19 protein-coding genes are annotated in these 22,560 nt (G+C 66.4%); 9 read left to right on the top strand and 10 right to left on the bottom strand.

All coding sequences use genetic code 11. From position 1 onward, the window contains the following. The first annotated feature begins 130 nt into the window (after positions 1-130). Positions 131-778 (top strand): TetR/AcrR family transcriptional regulator C-terminal domain-containing protein, encoded by a 648-nt coding sequence (locus QSJ18_RS19410; RefSeq protein ID WP_286328293.1) that lies wholly within the window; start codon positions 131-133, stop codon positions 776-778. Between the two features lie 31 nt (positions 779-809). Beyond that, positions 810-2,489, top strand: a complete 1,680-nt coding sequence (locus QSJ18_RS19405; protein ID WP_286328292.1) for an acyl-CoA dehydrogenase family protein — start codon at positions 810-812, stop codon at positions 2,487-2,489. A gap of 96 nt (positions 2,490-2,585) precedes the next feature. Here QSJ18_RS19405 and QSJ18_RS19400 read toward each other — a convergent pair whose 3' ends face one another. Next, complete coding sequence (locus QSJ18_RS19400) at positions 2,586-3,953, bottom strand: FAD-binding oxidoreductase (RefSeq protein ID WP_286328291.1); 1,368 nt, start codon at positions 3,951-3,953, stop codon at positions 2,586-2,588. An 83-nt stretch (positions 3,954-4,036) separates the two neighbouring features. On the opposite strand from QSJ18_RS19400, the gene QSJ18_RS19395 reads away from it, so the two are divergent. Both QSJ18_RS19395 and QSJ18_RS19390 read left to right on the top strand, forming a co-directional pair. Further along, positions 4,037-4,459, top strand: a complete 423-nt coding sequence (locus QSJ18_RS19395; protein ID WP_286328290.1) for a nitroreductase/quinone reductase family protein — start codon at positions 4,037-4,039, stop codon at positions 4,457-4,459. Positions 4,460-4,471: 12 nt separating this feature from the next. Next, the gene (locus QSJ18_RS19390; RefSeq protein ID WP_286328289.1) at positions 4,472-5,425 is read left to right on the top strand and encodes a serine/threonine-protein kinase; all 954 of its coding nucleotides are present in this window, start codon (positions 4,472-4,474) and stop codon (positions 5,423-5,425) included. 26 nt (positions 5,426-5,451) lie between these two features. Here the strand turns inward: QSJ18_RS19390 and QSJ18_RS19385 are convergent, their stop codons facing one another. Beyond that, entirely contained in the window at positions 5,452-6,612 is a 1,161-nt protein-coding gene (locus QSJ18_RS19385) for an amidohydrolase family protein (protein ID WP_286328288.1), read from the bottom strand. A 181-nt stretch (positions 6,613-6,793) separates the two neighbouring features. Here QSJ18_RS19385 and QSJ18_RS19380 point away from each other — a divergent pair, with 181 nt between their 5' ends. Continuing rightward, positions 6,794-7,945, top strand: coding sequence for an FAD-binding oxidoreductase (locus tag QSJ18_RS19380; RefSeq protein WP_286328299.1), 1,152 nt, complete (start codon positions 6,794-6,796; stop codon positions 7,943-7,945). A 21-nt stretch (positions 7,946-7,966) separates the two neighbouring features. Here the strand turns inward: QSJ18_RS19380 and QSJ18_RS19375 are convergent, their stop codons facing one another. The 8 genes from QSJ18_RS19375 to QSJ18_RS19340 form a co-directional block, all read right to left on the bottom strand. Beyond that, positions 7,967-9,052 (bottom strand): hypothetical protein, encoded by a 1,086-nt coding sequence (locus tag QSJ18_RS19375; RefSeq protein WP_286328287.1) that lies wholly within the window; start codon positions 9,050-9,052, stop codon positions 7,967-7,969. Between the two features lie 101 nt (positions 9,053-9,153). Beyond that, positions 9,154-9,549: a heat shock protein transcriptional repressor HspR gene (locus tag QSJ18_RS19370; protein ID WP_286328286.1), complete on the bottom strand. Its 396-nt coding sequence runs from the start codon at positions 9,547-9,549 to the stop codon at positions 9,154-9,156. A 3-nt stretch (positions 9,550-9,552) separates the two neighbouring features. Then, positions 9,553-10,746 (bottom strand): molecular chaperone DnaJ, encoded by a 1,194-nt coding sequence (gene dnaJ, locus QSJ18_RS19365; protein WP_286328285.1) that lies wholly within the window; start codon positions 10,744-10,746, stop codon positions 9,553-9,555. 218 nt (positions 10,747-10,964) lie between these two features. Then, entirely contained in the window at positions 10,965-11,600 is a 636-nt protein-coding gene (gene grpE / locus QSJ18_RS19360; RefSeq protein WP_286328284.1) for a nucleotide exchange factor GrpE, read from the bottom strand. Then, entirely contained in the window at positions 11,597-13,435 is a 1,839-nt protein-coding gene (gene dnaK / locus QSJ18_RS19355) for a molecular chaperone DnaK (protein ID WP_286328283.1), read from the bottom strand. The genes grpE and dnaK overlap by 4 nt, the downstream gene beginning before the upstream one ends. Positions 13,436-13,783: 348 nt before the next feature. After that, positions 13,784-16,141 carry an endopeptidase La gene (gene lon, locus QSJ18_RS19350; RefSeq protein WP_286328282.1) on the bottom strand — a complete coding sequence of 786 codons (2,358 nt, stop codon included), beginning with the start codon at positions 16,139-16,141 and terminating at the stop codon, positions 13,784-13,786. Positions 16,142-16,344: 203 nt separating this feature from the next. Next, complete coding sequence (locus tag QSJ18_RS19345) at positions 16,345-17,268, bottom strand: MBL fold metallo-hydrolase (RefSeq protein WP_286328281.1); 924 nt, start codon at positions 17,266-17,268, stop codon at positions 16,345-16,347. Between the two features lie 185 nt (positions 17,269-17,453). Further along, positions 17,454-17,981, bottom strand: a complete 528-nt coding sequence (locus QSJ18_RS19340) for a GNAT family N-acetyltransferase (RefSeq protein WP_286328280.1) — start codon at positions 17,979-17,981, stop codon at positions 17,454-17,456. Between the two features lie 139 nt (positions 17,982-18,120). On the opposite strand from QSJ18_RS19340, the gene QSJ18_RS19335 reads away from it, so the two are divergent. The 4 genes from QSJ18_RS19335 to QSJ18_RS19320 all read left to right on the top strand — a co-directional run bounded on the left by QSJ18_RS19335 (position 18,121) and on the right by QSJ18_RS19320 (position 22,311). Continuing rightward, a complete protein-coding gene (locus tag QSJ18_RS19335; RefSeq protein ID WP_286328279.1) occupies positions 18,121-19,785 on the top strand; it encodes an Eco57I restriction-modification methylase domain-containing protein in 1,665 nt (554 codons plus the stop codon). Further along, positions 19,772-20,761 (top strand): hypothetical protein, encoded by a 990-nt coding sequence (locus tag QSJ18_RS19330; protein WP_286328278.1) that lies wholly within the window; start codon positions 19,772-19,774, stop codon positions 20,759-20,761. The genes QSJ18_RS19335 and QSJ18_RS19330 overlap by 14 nt, the downstream gene beginning before the upstream one ends. A gap of 56 nt (positions 20,762-20,817) precedes the next feature. Next, positions 20,818-21,537: a cutinase family protein gene (locus tag QSJ18_RS19325; protein ID WP_286328277.1), complete on the top strand. Its 720-nt coding sequence runs from the start codon at positions 20,818-20,820 to the stop codon at positions 21,535-21,537. Between the two features lie 171 nt (positions 21,538-21,708). Beyond that, positions 21,709-22,311 (top strand): hypothetical protein, encoded by a 603-nt coding sequence (locus QSJ18_RS19320; RefSeq protein WP_286328276.1) that lies wholly within the window; start codon positions 21,709-21,711, stop codon positions 22,309-22,311. Positions 22,312-22,560: the final 249 nt, after the last annotated feature.

Here is a 22,560-nt window from a genome sequence, read left to right as displayed (position 1 = left end):
ACCAGGGCCGTCGTATTCGCCACCGGCGAGTACGACGGCCCTCGTCATTACTCCCGGTGGCCCATCCAGGTTCCTTGCCACACCCACCCACCCCCGATATTGTCGGCCGTACAAGAAGAGGTTTGGTGGTATGGACCAGCAGGTACCAGCCGCATCGCGACGCGGCAGCAGCGCATCGGGCAAGTCGACCCGTGCGGCGCTGCTGCGCGCCGCGACCGAGGTGTTCACCGAACACGGTGAAACCGCATCGGTGGCGCAGGTGTGCCGCCACGCCGAGGTCTTCCCCAACCAGGTCACCTACTATTTCGGCTCCAAGGAGCAGTTGTTCGTCGAGGTGGCCTGCGCCGCGGTACTGCGCGCCGGACGTCACGCCGAGAATGCTGCGCGGCAGGCGGCGACGGTGCGGGAGTACACCCACGAACTCGTGAGCACCCTCCTCGGCCCACAGGCCCGCAACGTCGAACTGTTCACCACTGCGATGATGATCGTGTCTCGCCGGAACGACCTACGCGAACACATCACCGACACCCTGCGCATCCTGCACGACCGTGCAGATGCCGCCCTGATCGCCACGCTGATGCGCACCGGCTGGCAGCTGTATTCCCCGATCGATGTGGAGACCAAGGCGTTCTGGTCGGCCATCTTCGGGCTCGTCGTCCAGAAGTCGGCAACCGGAGCCGAATTCGGCTATACCCTGCAAGATTCCGTGGCCGTCCTCTTCGCGAGCCTGCAGATCCCCGACCGCATTCTCGACCAACCACTCGCCTACACCGAGTGACACCCGCGCGCGTTCCGCGAAAGGTAGTTCCATGACCCAGACTTCGCCACTGCACCCGCGCCCGCACCTCACCCACGAGGTGCTCAATCAGTCACTGCCGCGGGTCGGCGTCAACGAGTACGAACTCAACATCGTGCTCCGCGAGTCGGTCGCCCGCCACGATGCGGGATGGGCCGACGCCGAACTGTGCGAGATCGGATCACTGGTCGGCACCGAGGCCTTCCAGCACGATGCGAAATTGGCCAATACCTTTGTACCGCAATTGCATACCTTCGACCGTTGGGGTCACCGGATCGACGAGGTCGAGTACCACCCGGCCTACCATCGCATCATCGCGGCGGCCGTCTCACACGGGGCGCACACCCGCTGCTGGGCGGATCCGCGGCCTGGATCACACGTCGCGCGTGCAGCGGCGTTTATGCTGTTCGGTCAGATCGAACCCGGACATGCCTGTCCGGTCTCGATGACCCACGCGGTCATCCCCTCCCTTGAACTTCAGCCCGACGTCGCCGCCGCGTGGGTACCGCGCGCACTGTCGCGCGACTACTCCCCAGAGCTCGACGCCGACAAGACATCGGCCATCTTCGGTATGTCGATGACCGAGAAGCAAGGCGGTTCCGACGTCCGCGCCAACACCACCGTTGCCGTTCCCGCCGGAGCCGGCGGCCCGGGAGCGGAGTATCTGCTCACCGGACACAAATGGTTCTGCTCAGCACCGATGTCGGATGCCTTCCTGGTCCTCGCCCAGGCGAGTGGTCCTGGTGGAGAAGGACTTTCCTGTTTTCTACTCCCCCGAGTCCTCCCCGACGGAACCCGTAATGTCTTCCGGATCCAACGGCTGAAGGACAAGCTGGGCAACAAGTCCAACGCGTCGTCGGAGATCGAACTCGACGGCACTGTCGCCTATCTGGTCGGCGACGCCGGACGCGGCGTCCGCACCATCATCGAGATGGTCGCCCAGACCCGCCTCGACTGCATCCTGGGTAGTGCGGCCGGGATGCGGCAAGGCGTCGCCGAGGCCCTCTGGCATACCCGGCACCGCAGCGCCTTCGGTACCCGGCTCGCCGACCAACCGGCCATGACCGCGGTCCTCGCCGACCTCGCGCTCGAGTCTGAAGCGGCCACCACCACCGCCATCCGACTCGCTCGCGCTCACGACGAGGATGCCTCCGACCAGGAGCAAGCCTTCCGCCGACTGGCCAATGCCGTTGCCAAATACTGGATCTGCAAACGCGGCCCCCACCACGCCTACGAATCGCTGGAATGCTTGGGCGGCAACGGCTACACCGAAGACTTCCCGCTCGCCATGCGTTATCGCGAACAGCCGGTGATGGCGGTATGGGAGGGGTCGGGCAATGTCATCGCCCTCGACGTCCTACGCGCGATGACCCGCGAACCCGAAACGGTGGCCGCCTTCCTCGCCGAACTCGACCTCGCGCGGGGCGCCAACCGCATCCTCGACGGCGCGCTCGACCGCGTCCGGACCCAGCTCGGTGAACTCGCCGGACTCGCTCCGTCCGACGCTCAGCGTCGCGCGCGCATCACCGTCGAGTCCATGGCCCTTGCACTACAGGGTGCGCTGCTCACCCGGTACAGCCCGACCGCGGTGTCCGAGGCATTCATCGAGGCCAGACTGGGACCCGACCGCGGTGTCGAATTCGGCACGCTACCCATCGGGACCGACCTCGACGCGATCCTCACCCGCCACTGAAGGCCAGTGGCCGCCTACACTCTTCGCGCGGCAGCCAGTCGAGGCCGTCCGCTATCGCTGCGGGGCGCATCAGAGAGCAGACCGGATAGCCGAACGTCAGAGCAGCACACCGGGATTGAGTAATCCGTGCGGGTCCAGCGCACCCTTGATGGCAGCGGTCAGGGCCATCACGTCCGGACCCACCTGGTCGGGTAGCCACTCCTTCTTGAGTCGGCCGACCCCATGCTCACCGGTGATAGTGCCGCCCAGTTCGATGGCCAGATCCATGATCTGGCCGAAGGCACGCTGCGCGCGCACCGACTCGTCGTCGTCGTCGGGATCGAAGACGATCAGCGGATGGGTGTTGCCGTCGCCGGCATGGGCGATCACCGAGATCATCACCCGATTGTCGGCAGCGATGGCCGCGACACCGTCGATCAGGTCGGGCAGCGACGGCAGCGGCACGCCGACATCCTCCAGCAGGAGCGACCCTAGCTTCTCCACCGCCGGGATCGCCGCGCGGCGCGCGGCGGTGAACGCTTCACCCTCGACCGGGTCGTCGGTGGTGAACACCTCGTCGGCGTTGTTGGACTCGAAGGCGCGCCGGATGATCGAGATCTCCGCGGCCCCGGCGGGGCCCGGCGCGTCGGACTGGGCGACGAGCAGGGCACCGGCATCACGATCGAGGCCCATGCGCAGCATGTCCTCGACGGCGTTGATCGTCACCGAGTCCATGAACTCCAGCATCGCCGGCCGGATCTCGGCCGTGACCGCCAACACCGCCCGACTGGCGTCGGTCACCGATGAGAAGGTACCGACGACCGTCGACGCGGGCGCCTGCGGCGGCAGCAGACGCAGAGTCACCTCGGTGATGATCCCCAGCACGCCTTCGCTGCCGACGAACAGCTTCGTCAGCGGCAGGCCCGCCGAGTCCTTGAGCTGGCGCCCACCGAGCCGCAGTGCCCGGCCGTCGGCGAGCACGACTTCCAGGCCGAGCACATAGTCGGTGGTGACACCGTATTTCACACAGCAGAGGCCACCGGCGTTCGTGGCCACGTTGCCGCCGATCGAGCAGATCTCGAAGGAGGACGGGTCGGGTGGGTACCAGAGCCCGTGCGCCGTGGCCGCCGCTTTGACCTCGGCGTTGAGCAGGCCCGGCCGGCAGGTCGCGGTGCGCGTGGCGGTGTCGATGTGCAGGTCGCGCATCTTCTCCGTGGAGATCATCACCGCGCCGTCCACCGCGGTGGAACCGCCCGAAAGGCTGGTGCCTGCACCGCGCGTGATGATCGGGATACGGCGGGCCGCACACCACCGGACCGCGGTCTGGACCTCCTCGGTGGTGGTCGGGCGGATCAGCGCCATGGCGGTTCCGGCGTCCGGATCGTAAGCCCGGTCCTGCCGGTATCCGGCCAGAATGTCGGGGTCGGTAACCACCATCCCGCCGGGCAACGCCGCGGTCAGTTCACTCAGGTCCACCTCAGCCATGCCTGTCACCCTATGCAACCGACGATCCTCCCAATGCCGGGTTTGGGGTGCGCCACCGGCGCGCGGACAGGCAGACTGGAGTGGTGAACGACTTCAACGCACAGGTCATCGACGAATTCCGCAGCAACAACGGGGTCGTCACGACCGCAGGCTTCGGCGACAATCTCATTTTGCTACACACCCTCGGCGCCAAGTCCGGCGAACCACGGGTCAATCCGCTGCTCGCCGTTCGCGACGGCCACAGCTGGCTGCTCATCGGATCCGCCGGCGGCTCCCCCGCCACCCCCGCCTGGGTACACAATCTGCGCGCGACCTCCGACGTTCGGGTCGAAGCCCCCGGCCCGGACGGGATCAGGACGGTGCCGGTGTCGGTCGCCGAACTCCGGCCCGACGAATGGGAGCAGGCATGGGCCAAGTTCACCCGACACTCGCCGTCCTTCGTGAAGTACACCGAAACCTCCGAGGGCCGCCGATTCCCGATCTTCCGGATCACCCCCACCACCTGATCCGGCGGCGTCGTGTTCGAGATCGGTGACCAGGTCGACGGCTACACCATCGACCATTTCCTCGGCGGTGGAAGCAGCGCCGACGTCTTCGCCGCCCACCAGCGCGACCAGACCGGTCTCGTGGCGCTCAAGGTGTTGCACGCCAAGGTTTATGACCGCGCGCGGCTCGAGGAACGCTTCGATCGTGAGTTCACCATCGCCCGGATGCTGGAGCATCCGCATATCGTCCGGGTTCACTCGCGCGGACGAACCGCTCCCCCGGTCACGGATACCGAATCCGCTTCCCGCGAGGTCCGCTGGATGACGATGCAGTATGTGGCAGGCGCCCCGGCGACGATCCTGGTCCCCGCGCGCGGGGAGGAGCCCGACGTCGCCACCGTACTGGCGGTCGCCGGTCAGATCGCCGATGCGCTCGACTACGCACACGACGCCGACGTCATTCACCGCGATGTCAAACCCGCCAACATCCTGACCACCATCACCGACATCCATGACGGGCATGCCCCGCCGCAGGACCCGGTGCGGGCCTATCTGTCCGACTTCGGTATCGCCCAGCTCCTCGACGACACCCGACCCCTCGCCCGCAACGGGCGCGTACAAGGATCCATCGCCTACGCCGCACCGGAACTGCTACAAGCCCAACGACTATCGGCGGCAACCGATCAGTATGCGCTGGCCTGCAGTCTGGTCGAATTCCTCACCGGCGAACCCCCGTATCCGCGGGCGACGCCGTTCGCGATCACCTACGCCCACATCAACGACGACCCGCCGAAGCCGAGCCGCCGACGGCGGTGGCTACCTTCCGGCGTCGACTCGATCGTGGCGAAGGCGCTCGCGAAGGACCCCGCGGCCCGCTATGACAGCTGTGGGGAGTTCGTCGCACTGATCACTCGCATGATGCGTGACGTCCCGGTACCCGACCATCCGCGCCACCGCCGGTTCGGACTGCGCCGCGCAGGCCGGTGATCGTCGTCGGGATTCGGTTGAACGACTCAGCGTGCCGGATCGGCTATGCGGTACACGCGTATCGCGTTGTCCCGGAATACCTTCCGTAGCAGATCCGGCCCCCAGTCGCCGAGAACCTCGAGCAGGGCGCCCACCTGCATGGCCATCCGGGCATTGGGTTTGTCGATCGGAAAATGGCTGCCGTAGAGCACCCGCGCGGCACCGAAATGGGTGACCACATGCACCACCAACGGACCGACCATCTCGGCGAGGGTGGCCTGATCACCGATGTTGCCCCAACGCTCATGGCCGTAGCCGAGAACCGGCATCGCCAGACCGGAGATCTTGATGACGATGTTGTGATGGGCGGCCAGCGTTGTCATCCGTTCCCGCCACAGGCGCAGGATGTCGGTGCGCGCGGCCGCCGTCGCACCCGTCCGGACGCCGATGGGTCCGAATACCCCGGCGGGAGTACCGAAGTGATTGACGACGATGGTCGTCTCGGGATACTCGCGGGCCAGTGTCACCACGTCGTACAGCTGATGCGAGTAGACCGACGCCTCGAACACCAGACCACGATCGGCGATCGCGGCGAATCCGCGCAGGAAGTCCGGCTGGGCGAGGAGACCTTCACCGTCGGCACTGTCCCGGACGCGCGGATCGGGATGGCGGGAGGCCGCGGTCCGCACACCCCGGAATCTGTCGGTGATCGCCGCGTGTTGATCCAGCGCGCAACCGAAATGCGGATCGCGGGGATCACCGTGCGCGATCAATGCACCGAGCCGAGGGTTCCCGCCGACCCCGAAGGGCAGGCCCGCGACATAGCGAGTCTCCTCAAGTGAGGTCCGCTCATCGAGCGTGAGGTCGTCGACCTTCTCCGCGCGCCAATGCGATTCGATGTGGACCACGCTCTCGATCGGCACCCCCGCCACCGCACGCACCCCAGCCGCGTCGGCGACGTACTGGCGTGGCTCGTAGGCCCGGGCCACCGTCCGGGGCGTCAGCACATATTCGCGGTCGGCACGTGAGACGACCACCGGGAAGACGCGATCTCCGATCGCCGGGACGTACCGGTACAGCCGCGATGCACGGTTGGCCGCCCACGGGGTGCTGCGCGGATTCCATTGCTGAAGGTGCGCGTCGACGATGCCCGGGATCACGCCCTGCAGCGTCGGCCCCCCGACCGCTCCCCCGTCCACAGTTGCCACAAGACGTACCTTGCCATAGCACACACGCTCCGCACATGCGTTGGACGATCGTGAATTGCACTCGATCCAGCTGCTACGGCGGTTGCGCTAGGGTGGTCACAGTCGCCTGCTGACCTGCATCGCCCGCATCGGTCGGCTCACGACGGGAGTGATCGGCGGTTCGGAGGTGAGTGCGCGCGCAATGGTGACCCATTCCAGGCATGCGCTGCATCAGCTCAGGGCGGCGGTCAACGCCGATCCCGACCAGTTTTCCCGAAACGTCTATACCCGACTCTTCGCCGTCGACCCCGACCTTCGGGACCTCTTCCCGGCCACCATGTCCGGTCAGCGCGACGCCTTCTATCGGGTCATCGACCATGTACTGGAGGTCATCCCGTCCGAGCACGGGCACGCCGAACTGATCGAGTTCCTCGCCCAGCTAGGCCGCGACCACCGAAAGTTCGGGGTGCTGCCCGAACACTATCGGGCGATGTACATCGCGCTGATGGGTGAGTTCTCCGCGTTGATGGCCGGATTCTGGGACGCCGACACCGAACAAACCGTCTCGCAGGCCATGATGCTGGTGACCGGCGTGATGCGTGGGGCAGCCGAAACCGCCCCACATCCGGCGCTGTGGACGGCGAAGGTGGCCGAAAAGTACCGCATCTCCCGCGATCTCGCGGTCGTCCGGCTGACCACCGATGCTCCGCTGCGGTTCAAACCTGGCCAGTACCTGGAGGTTCAGGTGCCGCAGTGGCCGAAGGCCTGGCGACACCTATCCCCCGCCATCCCGCCCAACCCGGACGGCGAACTCGAATTCCACGTGCGAGCGGTGCAGGGTGGCACGGTCAGCACGGCGATCGTCAGCGACACCCGCGTCGGCGACGTGTGGTTCTTCGCCCAGGGGCACGGCACCTTGCACGTCGACCCGGACCGCGATGTCCTGATGGTCGCCGGCGGCACCGGGCTGGCGCCGTTGCGTGCGCTGATCATCGAGATGTCCAAGCGCTCGGACTCACCGCGAACTCACATCTTCTACGGGATGCGGCACCCCGGCGAACTCTACGATCTCGCGGTGTTGCGGCGGATCGCCGGCACCAATCCGTGGCTGCGTGTGACCGCGGTATCGGAGGAGACCTCCGATCCGTGGTGGATCAATGCCGTCGCCACCCCCCGAGATCTGGGCATCGAACATCGGATCGGGACACTCGCCGACGTCGTGGCGGATGCGGGCGACTGGTCCGAACACCAGGTCCTGATCGCCGGATCGCACGCGATGATCGAGGCCACCACCCGACGACTGGTGGTCGCCGGGGTGCGCAAGAGCCGCATCCAGCACGACCCAGTCGACTGAACGCCGGCGCGTCGGCGACGATCAGGGGCCGCCCGGCGCACCTACATCGACCGTTTCGGTCACGGTCTCGGTCTCGGTCACCGTCTCGGTTTCCGTCGGACCCGGCTCTTCGCTGGTGACGGTAGTCGTCCGGGTGACCGGGCGGGGAGTACTCGTGACCGTCACCGTCCGATTCGATGTCTCGGTGATCGTCTCGGCCGCCTCGGTCCGGGTGATGGTCGACGTCGGGCCGGTCTCGGTGACCGTACTGGTCACCGGAGCCGCTGGTTCGGCGGTATCGGAGTTGGATGCGAGCACCGCGGTGATACCGACGACCCCCAGCACGATGGCCGCACCGATCGCGGCGCCGATGAACCACCAGCGCCGGCCGGTCCCCACCGGTTTCGTCGCGGTGCCGGCCAGGGTCGCGACGGTGGCCGTCGACTCGGGTACCTCGGAGGCCCCGATGGCGGAGGCCAGCACCGGATCGGTGGCGATGGACACCGGCCGCTGCATGGCGTATTCGAAGGCGGGCGCGACCCCCGGGATCTCGGCGCCCGCACCGGTGCAGATCACCGAGGTGACCTCACCCCCGCTGGGCATCGTCGAGACCGCGTCGGCCAATGCCGAGGCGCCGTCCGGCTCGGTGACCGGCGTCGTTCCGCGGTGGAAACCGGTCGCCGCGATGAGTCGGCCGGTTTCCACGTCGACCAGCACCGTTGAGGCCCCCGACGATGGGGCGCCGTCCCGGTCAAGGTCGACGACCGCCACCACACCCGGGCCGGTCGCCTGGCTGCGCGCGACCTCGATGAGTGCCGTCGGATAGTCGCTGATCTGCACTTTCCCATACCACTCGGGATAACCCGGACCGGGTGCGAAGGTGCGCAGCAGATGGTCACGAATGTGATCGTCGGCGACGGTGATGGCGATGTGACCGAAGTTGGCAGGTACCGAGGAGACCAGTTCACCGACGGCCGCCGCGACCTGCTCGGCAGTCGCGTTGGGCAGGTCGACGAGGTTGCTGGCGACGACCGTGCCGTCGGGTTCGCGGACCACCGACGCGATCTGGTCGTCGACGACGGCGATCCCCAGCACGGCATCTTCCGTGCCGAGACTCTCCTCAGGCATCGATACCGCCTCTCCCTGGTCCGCCGGTCACGATGATCTGGTCAGGGTAGCGGGTGGGTGCAACCACCGGTTCCACCGCATTCGATCCGGTACCCGGGTTCTCACTCCGGCCTGTTGCGCTTACCCCGCGGTTGCCACACCACCAACGCACTGGTCCGCGGCACCGGTACCAGCTCTCCGCCCCGGCGGGTGCGAGTCGATTCCAGTTCGTCGGACAGCTCCCGCACCCGGGAACGCAGGGCATCGACCTGGTTGCTGAGGTCGATGATCCGCTTGATCCCGGCGAGGTTGACCCCTTCTTCCTGAGAGAGACGCTGAATCTCGCGCAGCAGTTCGACGTCGCGGTTGGAGTAGCGCCGACCGCCGCCACTGGTACGTTGCGGCGTGACCAGGCCCAAACGGTCATAGGTGCGCAGCGTCTGGGCGTGCATGCCGGCGAGTTCGGCGGCCACCGAGATCATGAAGGTGGCCGTCTCGTCGAATTCGCGGCGGGTCATAGGTCAGCGCCCCCACCCGGCACGCGGATCGAATCCGCTGGCCCGTTCGGCTTCGGCGTAGGCGCGCATCGCTTCGGTCGCCGGTTCGTCGAGTTTGGCGGGCACCGCGACCTTGACGGTCACCAACAGATCACCGGCACCGCCCGATCGTTTGGGTACCCCGCGACCGCGCACCCGCAGGGTGCGACCGTCGGTGGTGTTGGCCGGGATCTTGACCCCGACCGAGCCCTGCAGGGTCGGCACCGACACCGTCGCGCCGAGCACCAATTCGGAGATGCTGACCGGAAGTTGGACGCGCAGGTCGTTGCCGCTGCGGGTGAACACCTTGTCTGCGGTGACGTGCACGACGACGTAGAGGTCGCCCGATGGCGCGCCTCGACGGCCCGCCTCGCCCTGACCGGCCAGCCGAATGCGTTGTCCGTCTTCGACTCCCGCGGGGATCCGGACGTTGATGTTGCGCGCCCGCACCTTGACGCCGGAGCCGTCGCAGTCGGTGCACGGATCATCGATCCGGGAGCCGGTGCCTTGGCAGTCCTGGCACGGTTCGCTGAACCCGAAGGCACCCTGGTTACGGCTGACGAACCCGGAACCGTTGCAGTTGGGGCAGACTCGCGGACTGGTACCGGGTTTCGCGCCACTGCCGTGGCAGCTCGTGCACGGCGACGGACTGGTCACGCGCAGTTGCACGGTGGTACCGAGCGCGGCGTCCTGGAAAGACAGGGTGGTCTCGGTTTCGAGGTCGTTGCCGCGACGCGGCCGGCTGGCCGTCGAGGTTCGTTGGCCGCCGCGGTTGAACAGACCTTCGAAGATGTCGCCGAAGCCGCCGCCACCTTCGGAACCACCGCCACCGCCACCGCCGCCGAACAGATCGCCGATGTTGAACTCGGCGCCGCCGCCGGTGGTCGTGGTCCCGCCGAAGCCGCCCGGGAAACCGTTGCCGCCGCGGAATCGTCCACCGGCGAACATGGCCCGGGTCTCGTCGTACTCTTTGCGTTTCGCGGGGTCGGCGAGCACGCTGTGGGCTTCGGACACCCGCTTGAAGCGTTCCTCGGCCGCGGCGTCGCCCGGATTCGCATCCGGGTGCAGCTCGCGAGCGAGCTTGCGGTAGGCCTTCTTGATCTCTTCGGCGGAAGCGTCAGAAGCAACGCCGAGGTCCTTGTAGAAGTCTTGTTCCAGCCATTCACGTTGTGGAGCCATCAGACGTCACCTCCTTCATTTGTGCAGTTCGTGGCTCGATACGCCAGTCAGTTGTTCTGTATTCAATTGTGGCTGCGCTCAATTCATTTGTGAAATCCAAGCGGGTGAATCTTGTTGCGGCTACCCGGGTGAAATGCCACCCGGGGACGCGCGACGGTCGGACCGTCACATGTCCCCGGGTGGTCATTGTGCACCTCTTGCGGGTCGACGCGGGAGCGTCAGGCCTCGGCCGGATCGGTGACCGTGACCATCGCGGTTCGGATGACCTTGTCGCCCAGTCGGTAACCACAGCGGTAGACCGCCCCGATCACCGGCTCGGCACCGTCACCGTCGTGCTGGACTGCCTCGTGCAGCTCCGGATCGAAAACCTCTCCGGGAGCGCCGAAAGCAGCGAGGCCTTCGGCAGTGAGGACACCGGCGAGCTTGTCGGCGACCGCACGCAGCGGACCACCTTCGAGGTCACCGTGCTCACGGGCACGGTCGAGATCATCGAGGACGGGCAGCAGCTTGTCGATGAGGATCTGCTTGCCGTAGGTCACCGACCCCTGCTTCTCCTCCGCCGCACGGCGACGGAAGTTGGCGAACTGGGCACGCTCCCGCTGAAGGTCAGCGGTGAGCTCGGCGACCTGCGCCTCGGCGAGGTCGGCCTCGGGCGCGGCGGGAGCCTCACCCTCGGCGACCGGATCGGCGGCCGCACCGGACGCGGGCTCACCCACGACCGGTTCGGCTTCGGCCGGGCCGGGTCCGGCGGCCGACGCGTCGCGCACCGCACCCGTTTCCGGGTCGATGCGACGACGGTCGGTCACCGTCACCGACTCGTCGGCATGAGCGCCGTCCGGTCCGCCAGCGGTCACTTCCGCTCCTCGTCGACGACCTCGGCGTCGACGACATCAGCGTCGGTGGCCTCGGCATCGGCCGGTGCGTCACCGTTGGGCGACTCGGCCTGGGCGTTGGCGTAGATCGCCTGCCCCAGCGCCTGCGACTCCTCGGACAGCTTCTCGATCGCCGACTTGATGGCGGCGGAGTCGGTGCCCTTGAGTGCTTCCTGCGCTCCGGCGACGGCCGCTTCGACCTTCTCCTTCACGTCGGCGGGCACCTTGTCCTCGTTCTCCTTGAGGAACTTCTCGGTCTGGTGGACCAACGACTCCGCCTGGTTGCGGGTCTCGGCCTCCTCACGGCGGGCACGGTCTTCTTCGGCGTGAGCCTCGGCGTCCTTCACCATGCGGTCGATCTCGTCCTTGCTGAGACCCGAACCGTCCTGGATGCGGATGCTGTTCTCCTTGCCGGTGCCCTTGTCCTTCGCGGTGACGTGCACGATGCCGTTGGCGTCGATGTCGAAGGTCACCTCGATCTGCGGGACACCCTGCGGCGCGGGGGCGATGCCACCGAGCTCGAAGGAACCGAGCAGCTTGTTATGCGACGCGATCTCGCGCTCACCCTGGTACACCTGGATCTGCACCGAGGGCTGGTTGTCCTCGGCCGTGGTGTAGGTCTCCGACCGCTTGGTCGGGATGGTGGTGTTGCGCTCGATCAGCTTGTGCATGACGCCGCCCTTGGTCTCGATGCCGAGACTCAGGGGGGTGACGTCGAGCAGCAGCACGTCCTTGACCTCGCCGCGCAGCACGCCGGCCTGCAGGGCGGCGCCGACGGCGACGACCTCGTCCGGGTTGACACCCTTGTTGGGCTCCTGGCCACCGGTGAGTTCCTTGACCAGTTCGGTCACGGCCGGCATACGGGTCGAACCACCGACGAGCACGACATGGTCGATGTCACCGACGGAGATACCGGCGTCCTTGATGACCGCCTGGAACGGTGCGCGGGTGCGCTCCAGCAGATCCGAGGTGATCTTCTGGAATTCGCTGCGCGACAGCTGCTCGTCGAGGAACAGCGGGTTCTTGTCCGCGTCCACGGTGATGTAGGGCAGGTTGATCGAGGTCGACTGCGATGCCGACAGTTCGATCTTGGCCTTCTCGGCAGCCTCACGCAGACGCTGCAGAGCCATCTTGTCCTTGGTCAGGTCGATCCCGTTCTGGCTCTTGAACTTCTCCACGAGCCAGTCGACGACACGCTGATCCCAGTCGTCACCACCGAGGTGATTGTCGCCGGAGGTCGCGCGGACCTCGACGACGCCGTCGCCGATCTCCAGCAGCGAGACGTCGAAGGTACCGCCACCGAGGTCGAAGACCAGGATGGTCTGTTCCTTCTCACCCTTGTCCAGACCGTAGGCCAACGCGGCCGCAGTCGGCTCGTTGACGATACGCAGGACGTTGAGGCCGGCGATCTGGCCGGCTTCCTTGGTGGCCTGACGCTGCGAGTCGTTGAAGTAGGCCGGCACGGTGATGACCGCGTCGGTGACGTCCTCGCCCAGGTAGGCCTCGGCGTCGCGCTTCAACTTCTGCAGGGTGCGGGCGCTGATCTCCTGCGGGGTGTACTTCTTGTCGTCGATCTCGACTTTCCAGTCGTTGTCGCCCATGTAGCGCTTGACCGAACGGATGGTCCGATCGACGTTGGTGACCGCCTGGTTCTTCGCCGGCTGACCGACCAGCACCTCACCGTTGCGTGCGAATGCGACAACGGACGGCGTGGTGCGCGAGCCCTCGGCGTTGGCGATGACGGCCGCTTCGCCACCCTCAAGCACCGCAACCACGGAGTTGGTGGTGCCGAGGTCGATTCCAACAGCACGTGACATCTGCTATTTCCTCCTAGTTTCTGGGTCTGCACCCAAGTCGGGCCCCCGCGGTCGGATGGGCAAGCCACTGAACGCGGGGAGGTTGTCCGAAACCCGCGCGGGCCGAACTTCAGTGCCTCCGACTCATGTCCTACTAGATTGAGCCTTACCGAGTCAACTCAAGTTGAGCGTTAGCCGCTCAGGTTTCTCGAATGGTTCAACGGGCCACCCCCGACGATTGTTCCCGATTCGCGAAAAAACTTGAGTGCTTCCGACTCAATCTTGGTCCAGGCGGTTGACCTGGCACGCACGAAGGTCGGCCCCGATTCGTGGGGCCGACCTTCGTTGCTTCGCGTCGCGAATGCCTACTCAGGCCGCAGCAGCCGCCGCACCCGCCGGTTCCAACGCCCGCCGGACGATCTCGGCGACGTCGGTCATCGGGACGACCTCCAGCGCATCGAGGACCTCCGCGGGCACGTCGTCGAGGTCGGCCTCGTTGCGCTGCGGGATGAAGACGGTCCTCAGCCCGTTACGTTGCGCGGCGAGCAGTTTCTGCTTGACGCCGCCGATCGGCAGCACCCGTCCGTTCAACGTGACCTCGCCGGTCATGCCGACGTCGGCGCGTACCTTGCGACCGGTCGCCATCGACACCAGGGCGGTGACCATGGTGACACCGGCACTCGGGCCGTCCTTCGGGACCGCGCCGGCCGGCACGTGAACGTGAATCGTCTTGTCCAGCACCGCCGGATCGACGCCGAGCTCGTCGGCGTGCGCCCGCACGTAGGAGAGCGCGATCTGCGCGGACTCCTTCATGACGTCACCGAGCTGACCGGTCAGCTTCAGTCCGGGCTCCCCCGTGGTGGCGGTGGTCTCGATGAACAGGACGTCACCGCCCATGCCGGTCACCGCCAGACCGGTGGCGACACCGGGCACTGCGGTGCGTTCGGCCGCCTCCGGCGTGAAGCGAGGCCGCCCGAGATAGTCCTTGAGGTCGGCTTCGTCGACCGTGACCGGCACTGTCGCCGAACCTGATTCGAGGGTGGTCGCGACCTTGCGCAACGCCTTGGCGAGAAGTCGCTCATACTGCCGCACCCCCGGCTCGCGGGTGTAGTTGGCGGCGATCTCCCGTAGCGCGGCGTCGGTGAAGGTCACCTCGTCGTCGACCAGGGCCGCACGTTCCCGCTGCCGAGGCAGCAGGTAATCGCGGGCGATGGCGACCTTGTCGTCCTCGGTGTAACCATCGAGGGTGACCAGTTCCATCCGGTCAAGCAGCGCCGACGGGATGTTCTCGACGACGTTGGCGGTCGCCAGGAACAGCACGTCGGACAGGTCGAGATCGAGATCGAGGTAGTGGTCGCGGAAGGTGTGGTTCTGCGCCGGGTCGAGCACCTCCAGCAGCGCCGCCGCCGGATCACCACGATAGTCCGAACCAACCTTGTCGATCTCATCCAGCAGCACAACGGGATTCATTGATCCCGCCTCACCGATGGCACGCACGATTCGGCCCGGCAGCGCGCCGACGTAGGTCCGCCGGTGACCGCGGATCTCGGCTTCGTCGCGAACACCGCCCAGGGCGACACGCACGAACTTGCGGCCGAGCGCACGCGCCACGGACTCACCGAGCGAAGTCTTGCCCACCCCGGGCGGCCCGGCCAGCACCATCACCGCGCCGGATCCGCGGCCACCGACGACCTGCAGCCCGCGCTGGGCGCGGCGCGACCGGACCGCCAGATACTCGACGATCCGATCCTTCACATCGTCGAGACCATGATGGTCGGCGTCGAGGATGGTGCGGGCACCGGCGACGTCGGTGCTGTCGTCGGTCTTGACCTGCCACGGCAGATCCAAGACGGTGTCGAGCCAGGTACGGATCCAACCGGTTTCGGGCGACTGGTCGCTGGCGCGCTCCAGCTTGCCCACCTCACGCAGCGCCGCGGCTCGGACGTCGTCGGGCAGATCGGCCTGTTCGACGCGGGTGCGATAGTCGTCGGCGCCGTCGGGTTCGTCCTCACCGAGTTCCTTGCGGATCGCGTTGAGCTGCTGGCGCAGCAGGAACTCCTTCTGCTGCTTCTCCATTCCATTGCGCACGTCGTCGGCGATCTTGTCACTGACCTCGGTCTCGGCGATATGGTCACCGGTCCACTCGGTCAGCAGCCGCAGCCGGGTCGCGACGTCGGCGGTCTCCAGCAGTTCCCGCTTCTGGACGTCGGTCAGCCACGACACATAGCCCGACGTGTCGGCCAGCGCCGACGGATCGGTCATCTTGTTGACGGCGTCGATGATCTGCCAGGCCTCACGGCGCTGAAGCATCGCCAACACGAGCTTCTTGTACTCGGCCGCCAGCTCGGTGACCTCGTCGGTGATCGCGGGTTCGGTGACCTCGGTGACCTCCACCCACAGCGCGGCCCCATGACCCGGCGTGCCGGAGCCGATCTGCGCCCGCTTCTCACCCTTGACCACCGCCGCGGTCTGCCCGCCGGGAATGCGCCCGACCTGCACGATCGATGCGATCACGCCGAAGCTCGGGTACCGGTCATCCAATCGCGGCGCGACCAGCAGCTTTCCGGACTCGGTCGCGCGCGCCGCATCGATGGTCGCCTGTGCGGCGTCGTCGAGCGGGATCGGCACGACCATGCCGGGCAGCACCACCAGATCGGGGACGAACAGCACCGGCACGGAGTACGACTGATCGGCGTTGGTCTGGTCGGGATTCTGATTCTCAGACATTCAACCTCCAAAGTTAAGTCTGATGGACTCAACCCGGATGGCAGGATGATTGTTCCCCAGGGATTTATGCCAGGGGCGAACGGAGGGCGTGCTTCGCGTCGGTGAGATCGAACCGTGCGGCGATCTCCCGAGAGGTCGCACCGGTCCGCTCAATGTCGATTCCTACCTGCTTCATAAACGACTCCGTCCGAACATCTTTCAGGTCACTGCCCAGCGGTGAAGCGGTCATGGCTGGGCACGATGGTGATGCGATGGCGGATCGCGTGCAGCCGATGCAGCGTCTCCCAGGCCGCATCTCGCTCGGCATCGGCCAACATGCCGGGGTAGGTCGCCTTCTGACGAAGCCGGTCGATCTGAACCCGGCCCCATACGGCGTCACCGGCGAGAAGAGTTGGGCCGGTCGAGGTCTGGGCAAGTATCCCGATACTTGCCGGAGTGTGGCCGGGCAGATCGACGAGGAGCACCGATCGATCGCCGAACAGATCGAGGCTGCGTGAAAACGTCAGCACAGGCGGGCCGTCGAGGTCGTAGAGCGTGGTCGGCCGGTCGCGCAACGCTGGTCGCACGCCGCCCTGGGGAGCCAGTCGGTCCGCCATCATCCACATGTACTCAGGTCGATGCAGGTACACGGGGAGCCCGGGCAGGTCGAGGAGCCCGGCGACGTGATCCCAGTGCAGGTGCGTGGGCAGCGCGAAATCGATGCTCGCGACATCGAGGTCGGCGAGCGCCAGTGCCTGGCCGATGTCGATGGTGTCGCGACGTGGTTTCACCGCGACCCGCAGAATCCACGGCACCTCGGCCACCGCACGGCCGATCACGTCGACGCACACGCCGGGGTCGACGAGGAAGGTCGCCCGGGGATGCCGGACGACGAACGCATTGATCAGATTGGCGCTACGCGCCGGCCGCCACACCCCTTCGGCTATCGCCGGAGTCGGTACCATCCGTTCCCGCTGTGGCAAGGCGATGACCTCGACGGTCGTGCGAGGGGCCGGTAGGTCCTGGTCGGACAGGGAGGCCAGGAAGTGCTCGTCGGGGCGTCGTGGGCGGACGACCCCGACCGCCAGCCCCGCGAATGCCCGACAGCACGTCATCAGGTCCGGCCGGACGACGTCGGTGTCGGTCATCGTCGATTCCTCCACTCTGATGCCGGTAGGGTCGGGCCCTGGTCCAGCCCGCTCGATCGCCCGGCCCGCGGCTCCCGCCCAGCCATCGCCGGCAGGCGTTCGGACATGATCTGCACCCAGAGTCCCTCGGCGTTGCGCAATGCACGATCGGTCTCGACAGGTATCGGCATGTGACCCCCAGTTGTTCACATCATGTGGCGAGTATGGAGATCTGCTGCGTTGGTCCTGCGGCGGATGAAGCGTAGCTCGGACGGGTCGTCGGGCGACAGCCCCTCATGGACGAAACCGTGTCGCGCATAGAGCTTTTGCGCTCGCAGGTTGTCTTGTCGCACCGATAGCGACACATCGGCACCATTCGCCCACCCGACAATATGCTCAATTGCCGCATCCCCGATGCCGCGGCCGCGGGCGCACGGCGCGACCCAGAGCGAGATCAGCTCGACCATCCCGTCACCGAGGATTTGACCGCCGACCATCCCGACCGGCCGGCCGCCCGTGTAGAGCACAACGTTCCGCGGAACGCTCCGCAGGCGGTTTCGCCACCGATCAGGACTGTCGCCGGATCCGGTCCACTCCGCGAGGGTCGAACCGAACGCCTCCGGAGCGTCGGCCAGCGCCTGCAGTCGAAGTTCTCGCCAGATCGGCCACTCATCGACCGTCAGTACCCTCGCTGTGACTGCGGCGCCAGGCGGGGCGCCCTGTGAGATATCCATGCCCACAAGCAAAGCCAACAGGTGGCGAAGAAGTCCACCGGTTTTGCGGCCGGCTGTGGTGAGGCCCGTCCAAGCCCCTGTCGCCGGCCTGGCGGCGGGTCGGTGCGGGACTGTCGGTGGGGTCCGGCACGATGGTCACATGCTCCCGGGTGACACAACTGCGCTGCGCAAGGCGCGTGGCGCGTTCTTCACCCCGCCGCTGGTCGCGCAGTTCCTCGTCGACTGGGCGGTGCGCGCCCAGACCGACGCCATTCTCGAACCATCGTGCGGCGAGGCGGTCTTCCTGCATGCCGCCGGCCTGTCGGGCCATCGTGGCCGACTCGTCGGCGTCGAACTACATCGGGCATCGGCCAACGAGGCGCAGCGGACACTGCGGCGCGAGGGCATCGCGACCGAGATCCACGTCGGCGACTTCTTCGACCACGACGAATACGAAACCTTCGATGCGGTTGTCGGCAACCCGCCGTATGTGCGCTACCAGGACTTCACCGGCGACGCTCGCACCCGCGCCCGGCAGGCGGCCCTGCGTGGCGGGGTGACACTGACGAATCTGGCGTCGTCGTGGGCGGCGTTCACCGTGCAGTCGGCACTACATCTCAAGGCCGGCGGGCGGCTGGCGCTGGTATTGCCCGCCGAACTGCTCACCGTCAACTATGCGGCCGGCGTCCGACGCTTCTTGATGGAACGCTTCAACTCCGTGGAGCTGGTCCTGTTCGAGGAACGTGTGTTCCCCGGGGTGCAGGAAGAAGTCGTCCTGCTGCTCGCCGACGGCTATAGCCCCAACCGCGACGGCGGCACCGACCATATGACCATGCGTCCGGTCCGCAATCCAGCCGAACTGGCCACCTCGTCGGCCACCCGACGCTGGACCCCACCGGACAAGGCGGCCAAGTGGTCGGCGGGTCTGCTGTCCGCGGAAGGTCTGGAGATCTACAGCGCCGCCGTCACCGGCTCGGAGTTCACCCCATTGGAAACCTGGGGCGACACCACCCTCGGGATGGTCACCGGCAACAACCGATTCTTCACCCTCACCCCGGCGAAAGCCGACGACCTCGACCTCGACGCCGACGACGTGATTTCCCTGTCACCGCCCGGATCCCGGCACCTCCGTCACCTCTCGTTGACGGCCCGCCGACTGTCGACGCTCGGCGACGACGGCGCCGCTACCCTGCTGTTTCGCCCGGCGGGTGAGCCGTCGGCGTCCGCGTGGCGCTACATCGAATCCGGTGAGGCCCTCGACGTGCATGGGGCCTACAAATGCCGGGTGCGCAGCCCGTGGTGGCGGGTGCCATATCTGCGGCCGGCCGATCTGTTTCTGACCTACATGAACGCCGACACCCCGCGGATCGCGTCGAACCTGGCGGGTACGCACCACCTGAACTCGGTACACGGCATCTACCTGCGGCGCGGTCTCAAGAGCGACGGCACATCGCTACTACCGGTCGCCTCGCTGAACTCGCTCACCCTGGTCGGTGCCGAGACTGTTGGCCGGGCGTACGGAGGCGGCATGCTGAAGGTCGAACCGCGCGAGGCGGACCTGCTGCCGATGCCCTCACCCGACCTCGTACAACGACACAAGACCGACCTGCAGGCCATCAGACCGACCGTGGCCGCAGCGCTTCGTCGGGGCGACCTCCTCGGAGCCGTGGCACTCGTCGACGATGTCCTCCTGACCAGCGGAATGCGACTGACACGCAAACAGATCGCCGCCTTGCGCCGCGATCACGCGGACCTGACCGCCCGGCGCATGGCGCGCAGCAAAGAATCACCCAGTACAAAGGAGATCCCCGGTGGCGGGCACTGACAGCGCCAAGGCACGCGCCTGGCCGCTCTTCGATGCGGTCGTCGACCGGGCTCCACTCAAAGTAGTCAACCCATGGACCGTCGACGGTTACGAACCTGACTACTCGACGCTGGAACGTCTACTGGCAGTGCCGCTGCTCATCGACGCGCCGACCCGATCCGGCGTGCCGGCCCTGGCTCTCGACGTGTGGGTGGCGTATGAACTTCGCCGCGCCGGGCTGGACCCGGACGCCGTCTGGCCCCGCGCCCGGGCGCCACGCGTCATCGACCGCGACATCTTGAAGTTCATCCAATCCTTGCCGCAGGCACAACGCACCGACCTTCTGGCCCGCCTCGAGAAGGGCGGCGGCAACGGGGGCGTCGCCACGGCGTCGGCAAACATCATGGGCAAGAACTACTTCAAACAGGTCGATGTGCTGATGACATCGTGGCAGAGCGGGCCGGAGATCCTCATCTCGACCAAACGAATGGACTCGTCGTTCGGGAAGAACGCCGCCAACCGTGTGGAGGAATCCTACGGCGACGCCAAGAACCTGGCCCTGCGGCATCCACTGGCCGCGCTCGGCTTCGTCTACAGCCTCCGTTCCACGGCCTACACCGAGGAACGACGCCAGTTCGACTGGATCGTCGATCTCCTCATCAAACTCGGCCGCGAGGACGACGCTTACGACGCGTGTGCGCTGATCGTTCCCGAATGGGAGGGTTCGGCGCCCGAAGGCGCACCACTTGAGGAACCCGCACCGCTGGACATCGGCGACCAGCTGGAATTCGAGGATGCGACGGCCGAACCGCGCATCGACATCGACCGTGCACTGTCGTCACTGCCGACCGTACGGTTACGCCACGACCTCGTGCCTGCCGAGCTCAGCCCCGCGAGATTCTTCGAACGCACCCTCGACATCGTTCTCTACAACAGCACCGTCAGCGATCATCTCGACGCTCGGGACTGCCGCGCGCGGCCAAACACACCTCGATAGCCAGGCGATGTGATCGCAGGCACACCCAAGTGCACGAACATCGCTACCATGGGGGCGTGATCAAGCGCGGCATTCTCTCGATCCTGGCCCTGACCTTGGCTTTCAGCGGCTTCACCGCGATAGCCGGAACCTCGGCCGCCGACGCTGCCCCGCGTGGCTGCCCGGACGTGGAGCTCGTTTTCGCGCGTGGCACCATCGAATCCGCGCCGCCAGTCGGCCTCACCGGGCTGTCGTTCGCCGACGCCCTGCGTCGAGAACTTCCCGGAAAGTCGGTCCGGGTCTACGGGGTCCAATATCCCGCCAGCGACCAGTTCCAGAACCGCCTCCGCTTCGCGCAAACGGTCCGCGACGGCGTCGTCACCACCCAAAACCACATCAAACGAGTGGTTGCGGTGTGCCCGGGCACCAAGATCGTCCTCGGCGGATACTCACAGGGCGCCGTTGTCGCAGGCTATGCCGTCGCCAACGCGATCGACGTGCCGGTTCGATACAAGCAGTACGCACGCTTCGCCCCGACGCCGCTCCCCGCCCCGGTCGCCCGTCACATCACGGCCGTCGTCCTGTTTGCTCCGCCTTCGGATCGCTTCATCCGCGACGTCGGTGCCCCGCCCATCCGCGTGGCGGCCGCGTACCGCGGCAAGACGGTGCGCTACTGCATCCCCGGGGACACCATCTGCGACGGCGCCCCGGTCGGCGGCCCCAACGTCCTGCACGTTCTCTACTCGGTCAACGGCATGGCCGACGCCGCTGCCCGGTACGTACACAACAGGCTCTGACCACACGGATTCGGTCGAGTCCACATTTCTCAATCCCGTTCCTGGAATACCACGAGTTGGATACGGATCGAATGCGTCTGTAAAGCAAACATTTAGTTAGTGTCGCTAACTAATAGTCGAGTACTTCTCCACAGCGGGCGGTGCGCTCACACCCAGTTGTAGGATCACCGAATGTCAAACCGCTTCCAAACTGGGCTTTCCGTGTTCGCAATCGTCCTGAGCGTCGCCGCCCTGTACCTATCGCACCGGGACTCCGGCGAAGCGAATCGAATAGCCAACGAAGCCCTCAGCGCCAGTCGCCAAGGGACTTATGCGGTCGACCTACAGATTCGCTACTTTGACCAATCCCAAAAGTCAACCATCACATCGACCGCAAACAATGTCGATGGTAAGGCAAACACTCGTGTAGTTGCCCTTTCCGAGATCGACAACAATTTCTGGATTCGGGTCAGTGTCACCAATACCTCGACCATCCCCATCACCGTCACGAACATCGGACTGCCCGGGAAGGACGAGGAAGATGGCGTTTGGATACGAAACGTGAACTACACCAAGCCCAGCGACTGCAACACCGTCAGCAAGGGCGATGTCCGCTGTTATACCTTTCCAGTGGCCCTCCCACCGGGCGAAGCCTGCCTGTTCTGGTGGCGGCTGTCGTGGGCGGTCAAAGAGTTGATTGCCGACGAAGGCGTCTCGCCCGTCCGCGTCGGCATATCGGTCAGCCCGACAAGGGATGAGACCCAGATCTTTGCCACGAACCTCGCCGTCCACTAGTGGTGCACGGATCGAGCACATGAGGCCGGGTCACCCAACAACGGGTGACCCGGCCTTCTCTGTCTGTGCGGAGCCGGCTACCTGATGTGTCGGGTCCGCCGTGTTGACTCGTCGCTCGTCCAGCCGGCAGAAGTGCTGGGGCGTGCGGCGGCCCAGGTCCGCTCCTTCATGGGGCGTCTGGGGTGCCTGGCCTGCACGGGGCTGCTATCGAGGCAATCGGGTCGGGAAATGGCAAGAGCCCCCGCAACT

This window comes from Gordonia heveisoli, from assembly GCF_030315745.1.
Classification (GTDB): domain Bacteria; phylum Actinomycetota; class Actinomycetes; order Mycobacteriales; family Mycobacteriaceae; genus Gordonia.
The sequence above is the reverse complement of the archived record's forward strand: the minus strand, read 5'-3'. Positions and strand labels throughout refer to the sequence as shown.

What these genes read in the sequence shown, in the direction of transcription:
- lon (WP_286328282.1), bottom strand. Translation starts at nt 16,141, where the DNA reads ATGTCTGAGAATCAGAATCCCGACCAGACCAACGCCGATCAGTCGTAC.
- QSJ18_RS19410 (WP_286328293.1), top strand. Translation starts at nt 131, where the DNA reads ATGGACCAGCAGGTACCAGCCGCATCGCGACGCGGCAGCAGCGCATCG.
- QSJ18_RS19345 (WP_286328281.1), bottom strand. Translation starts at nt 17,268, where the DNA reads ATGACCGACACCGACGTCGTCCGGCCGGACCTGATGACGTGCTGTCGG.
- QSJ18_RS19405 (WP_286328292.1), top strand. Translation starts at nt 810, where the DNA reads ATGACCCAGACTTCGCCACTGCACCCGCGCCCGCACCTCACCCACGAG.
- QSJ18_RS19340 (WP_286328280.1), bottom strand. Translation starts at nt 17,981, where the DNA reads ATGGATATCTCACAGGGCGCCCCGCCTGGCGCCGCAGTCACAGCGAGG.
- QSJ18_RS19320 (WP_286328276.1), top strand. Translation starts at nt 21,709, where the DNA reads ATGTCAAACCGCTTCCAAACTGGGCTTTCCGTGTTCGCAATCGTCCTG.
- dnaK (WP_286328283.1), bottom strand. Translation starts at nt 13,435, where the DNA reads ATGTCACGTGCTGTTGGAATCGACCTCGGCACCACCAACTCCGTGGTT.
- QSJ18_RS19335 (WP_286328279.1), top strand. Translation starts at nt 18,121, where the DNA reads ATGCTCCCGGGTGACACAACTGCGCTGCGCAAGGCGCGTGGCGCGTTC.
- QSJ18_RS19400 (WP_286328291.1), bottom strand. Translation starts at nt 3,953, where the DNA reads ATGGCTGAGGTGGACCTGAGTGAACTGACCGCGGCGTTGCCCGGCGGG.
- QSJ18_RS19380 (WP_286328299.1), top strand. Translation starts at nt 6,794, where the DNA reads ATGGTGACCCATTCCAGGCATGCGCTGCATCAGCTCAGGGCGGCGGTC.
- dnaJ (WP_286328285.1), bottom strand. Translation starts at nt 10,746, where the DNA reads ATGGCTCCACAACGTGAATGGCTGGAACAAGACTTCTACAAGGACCTC.
- QSJ18_RS19370 (WP_286328286.1), bottom strand. Translation starts at nt 9,549, where the DNA reads ATGACCCGCCGCGAATTCGACGAGACGGCCACCTTCATGATCTCGGTG.
- QSJ18_RS19375 (WP_286328287.1), bottom strand. Translation starts at nt 9,052, where the DNA reads ATGCCTGAGGAGAGTCTCGGCACGGAAGATGCCGTGCTGGGGATCGCC.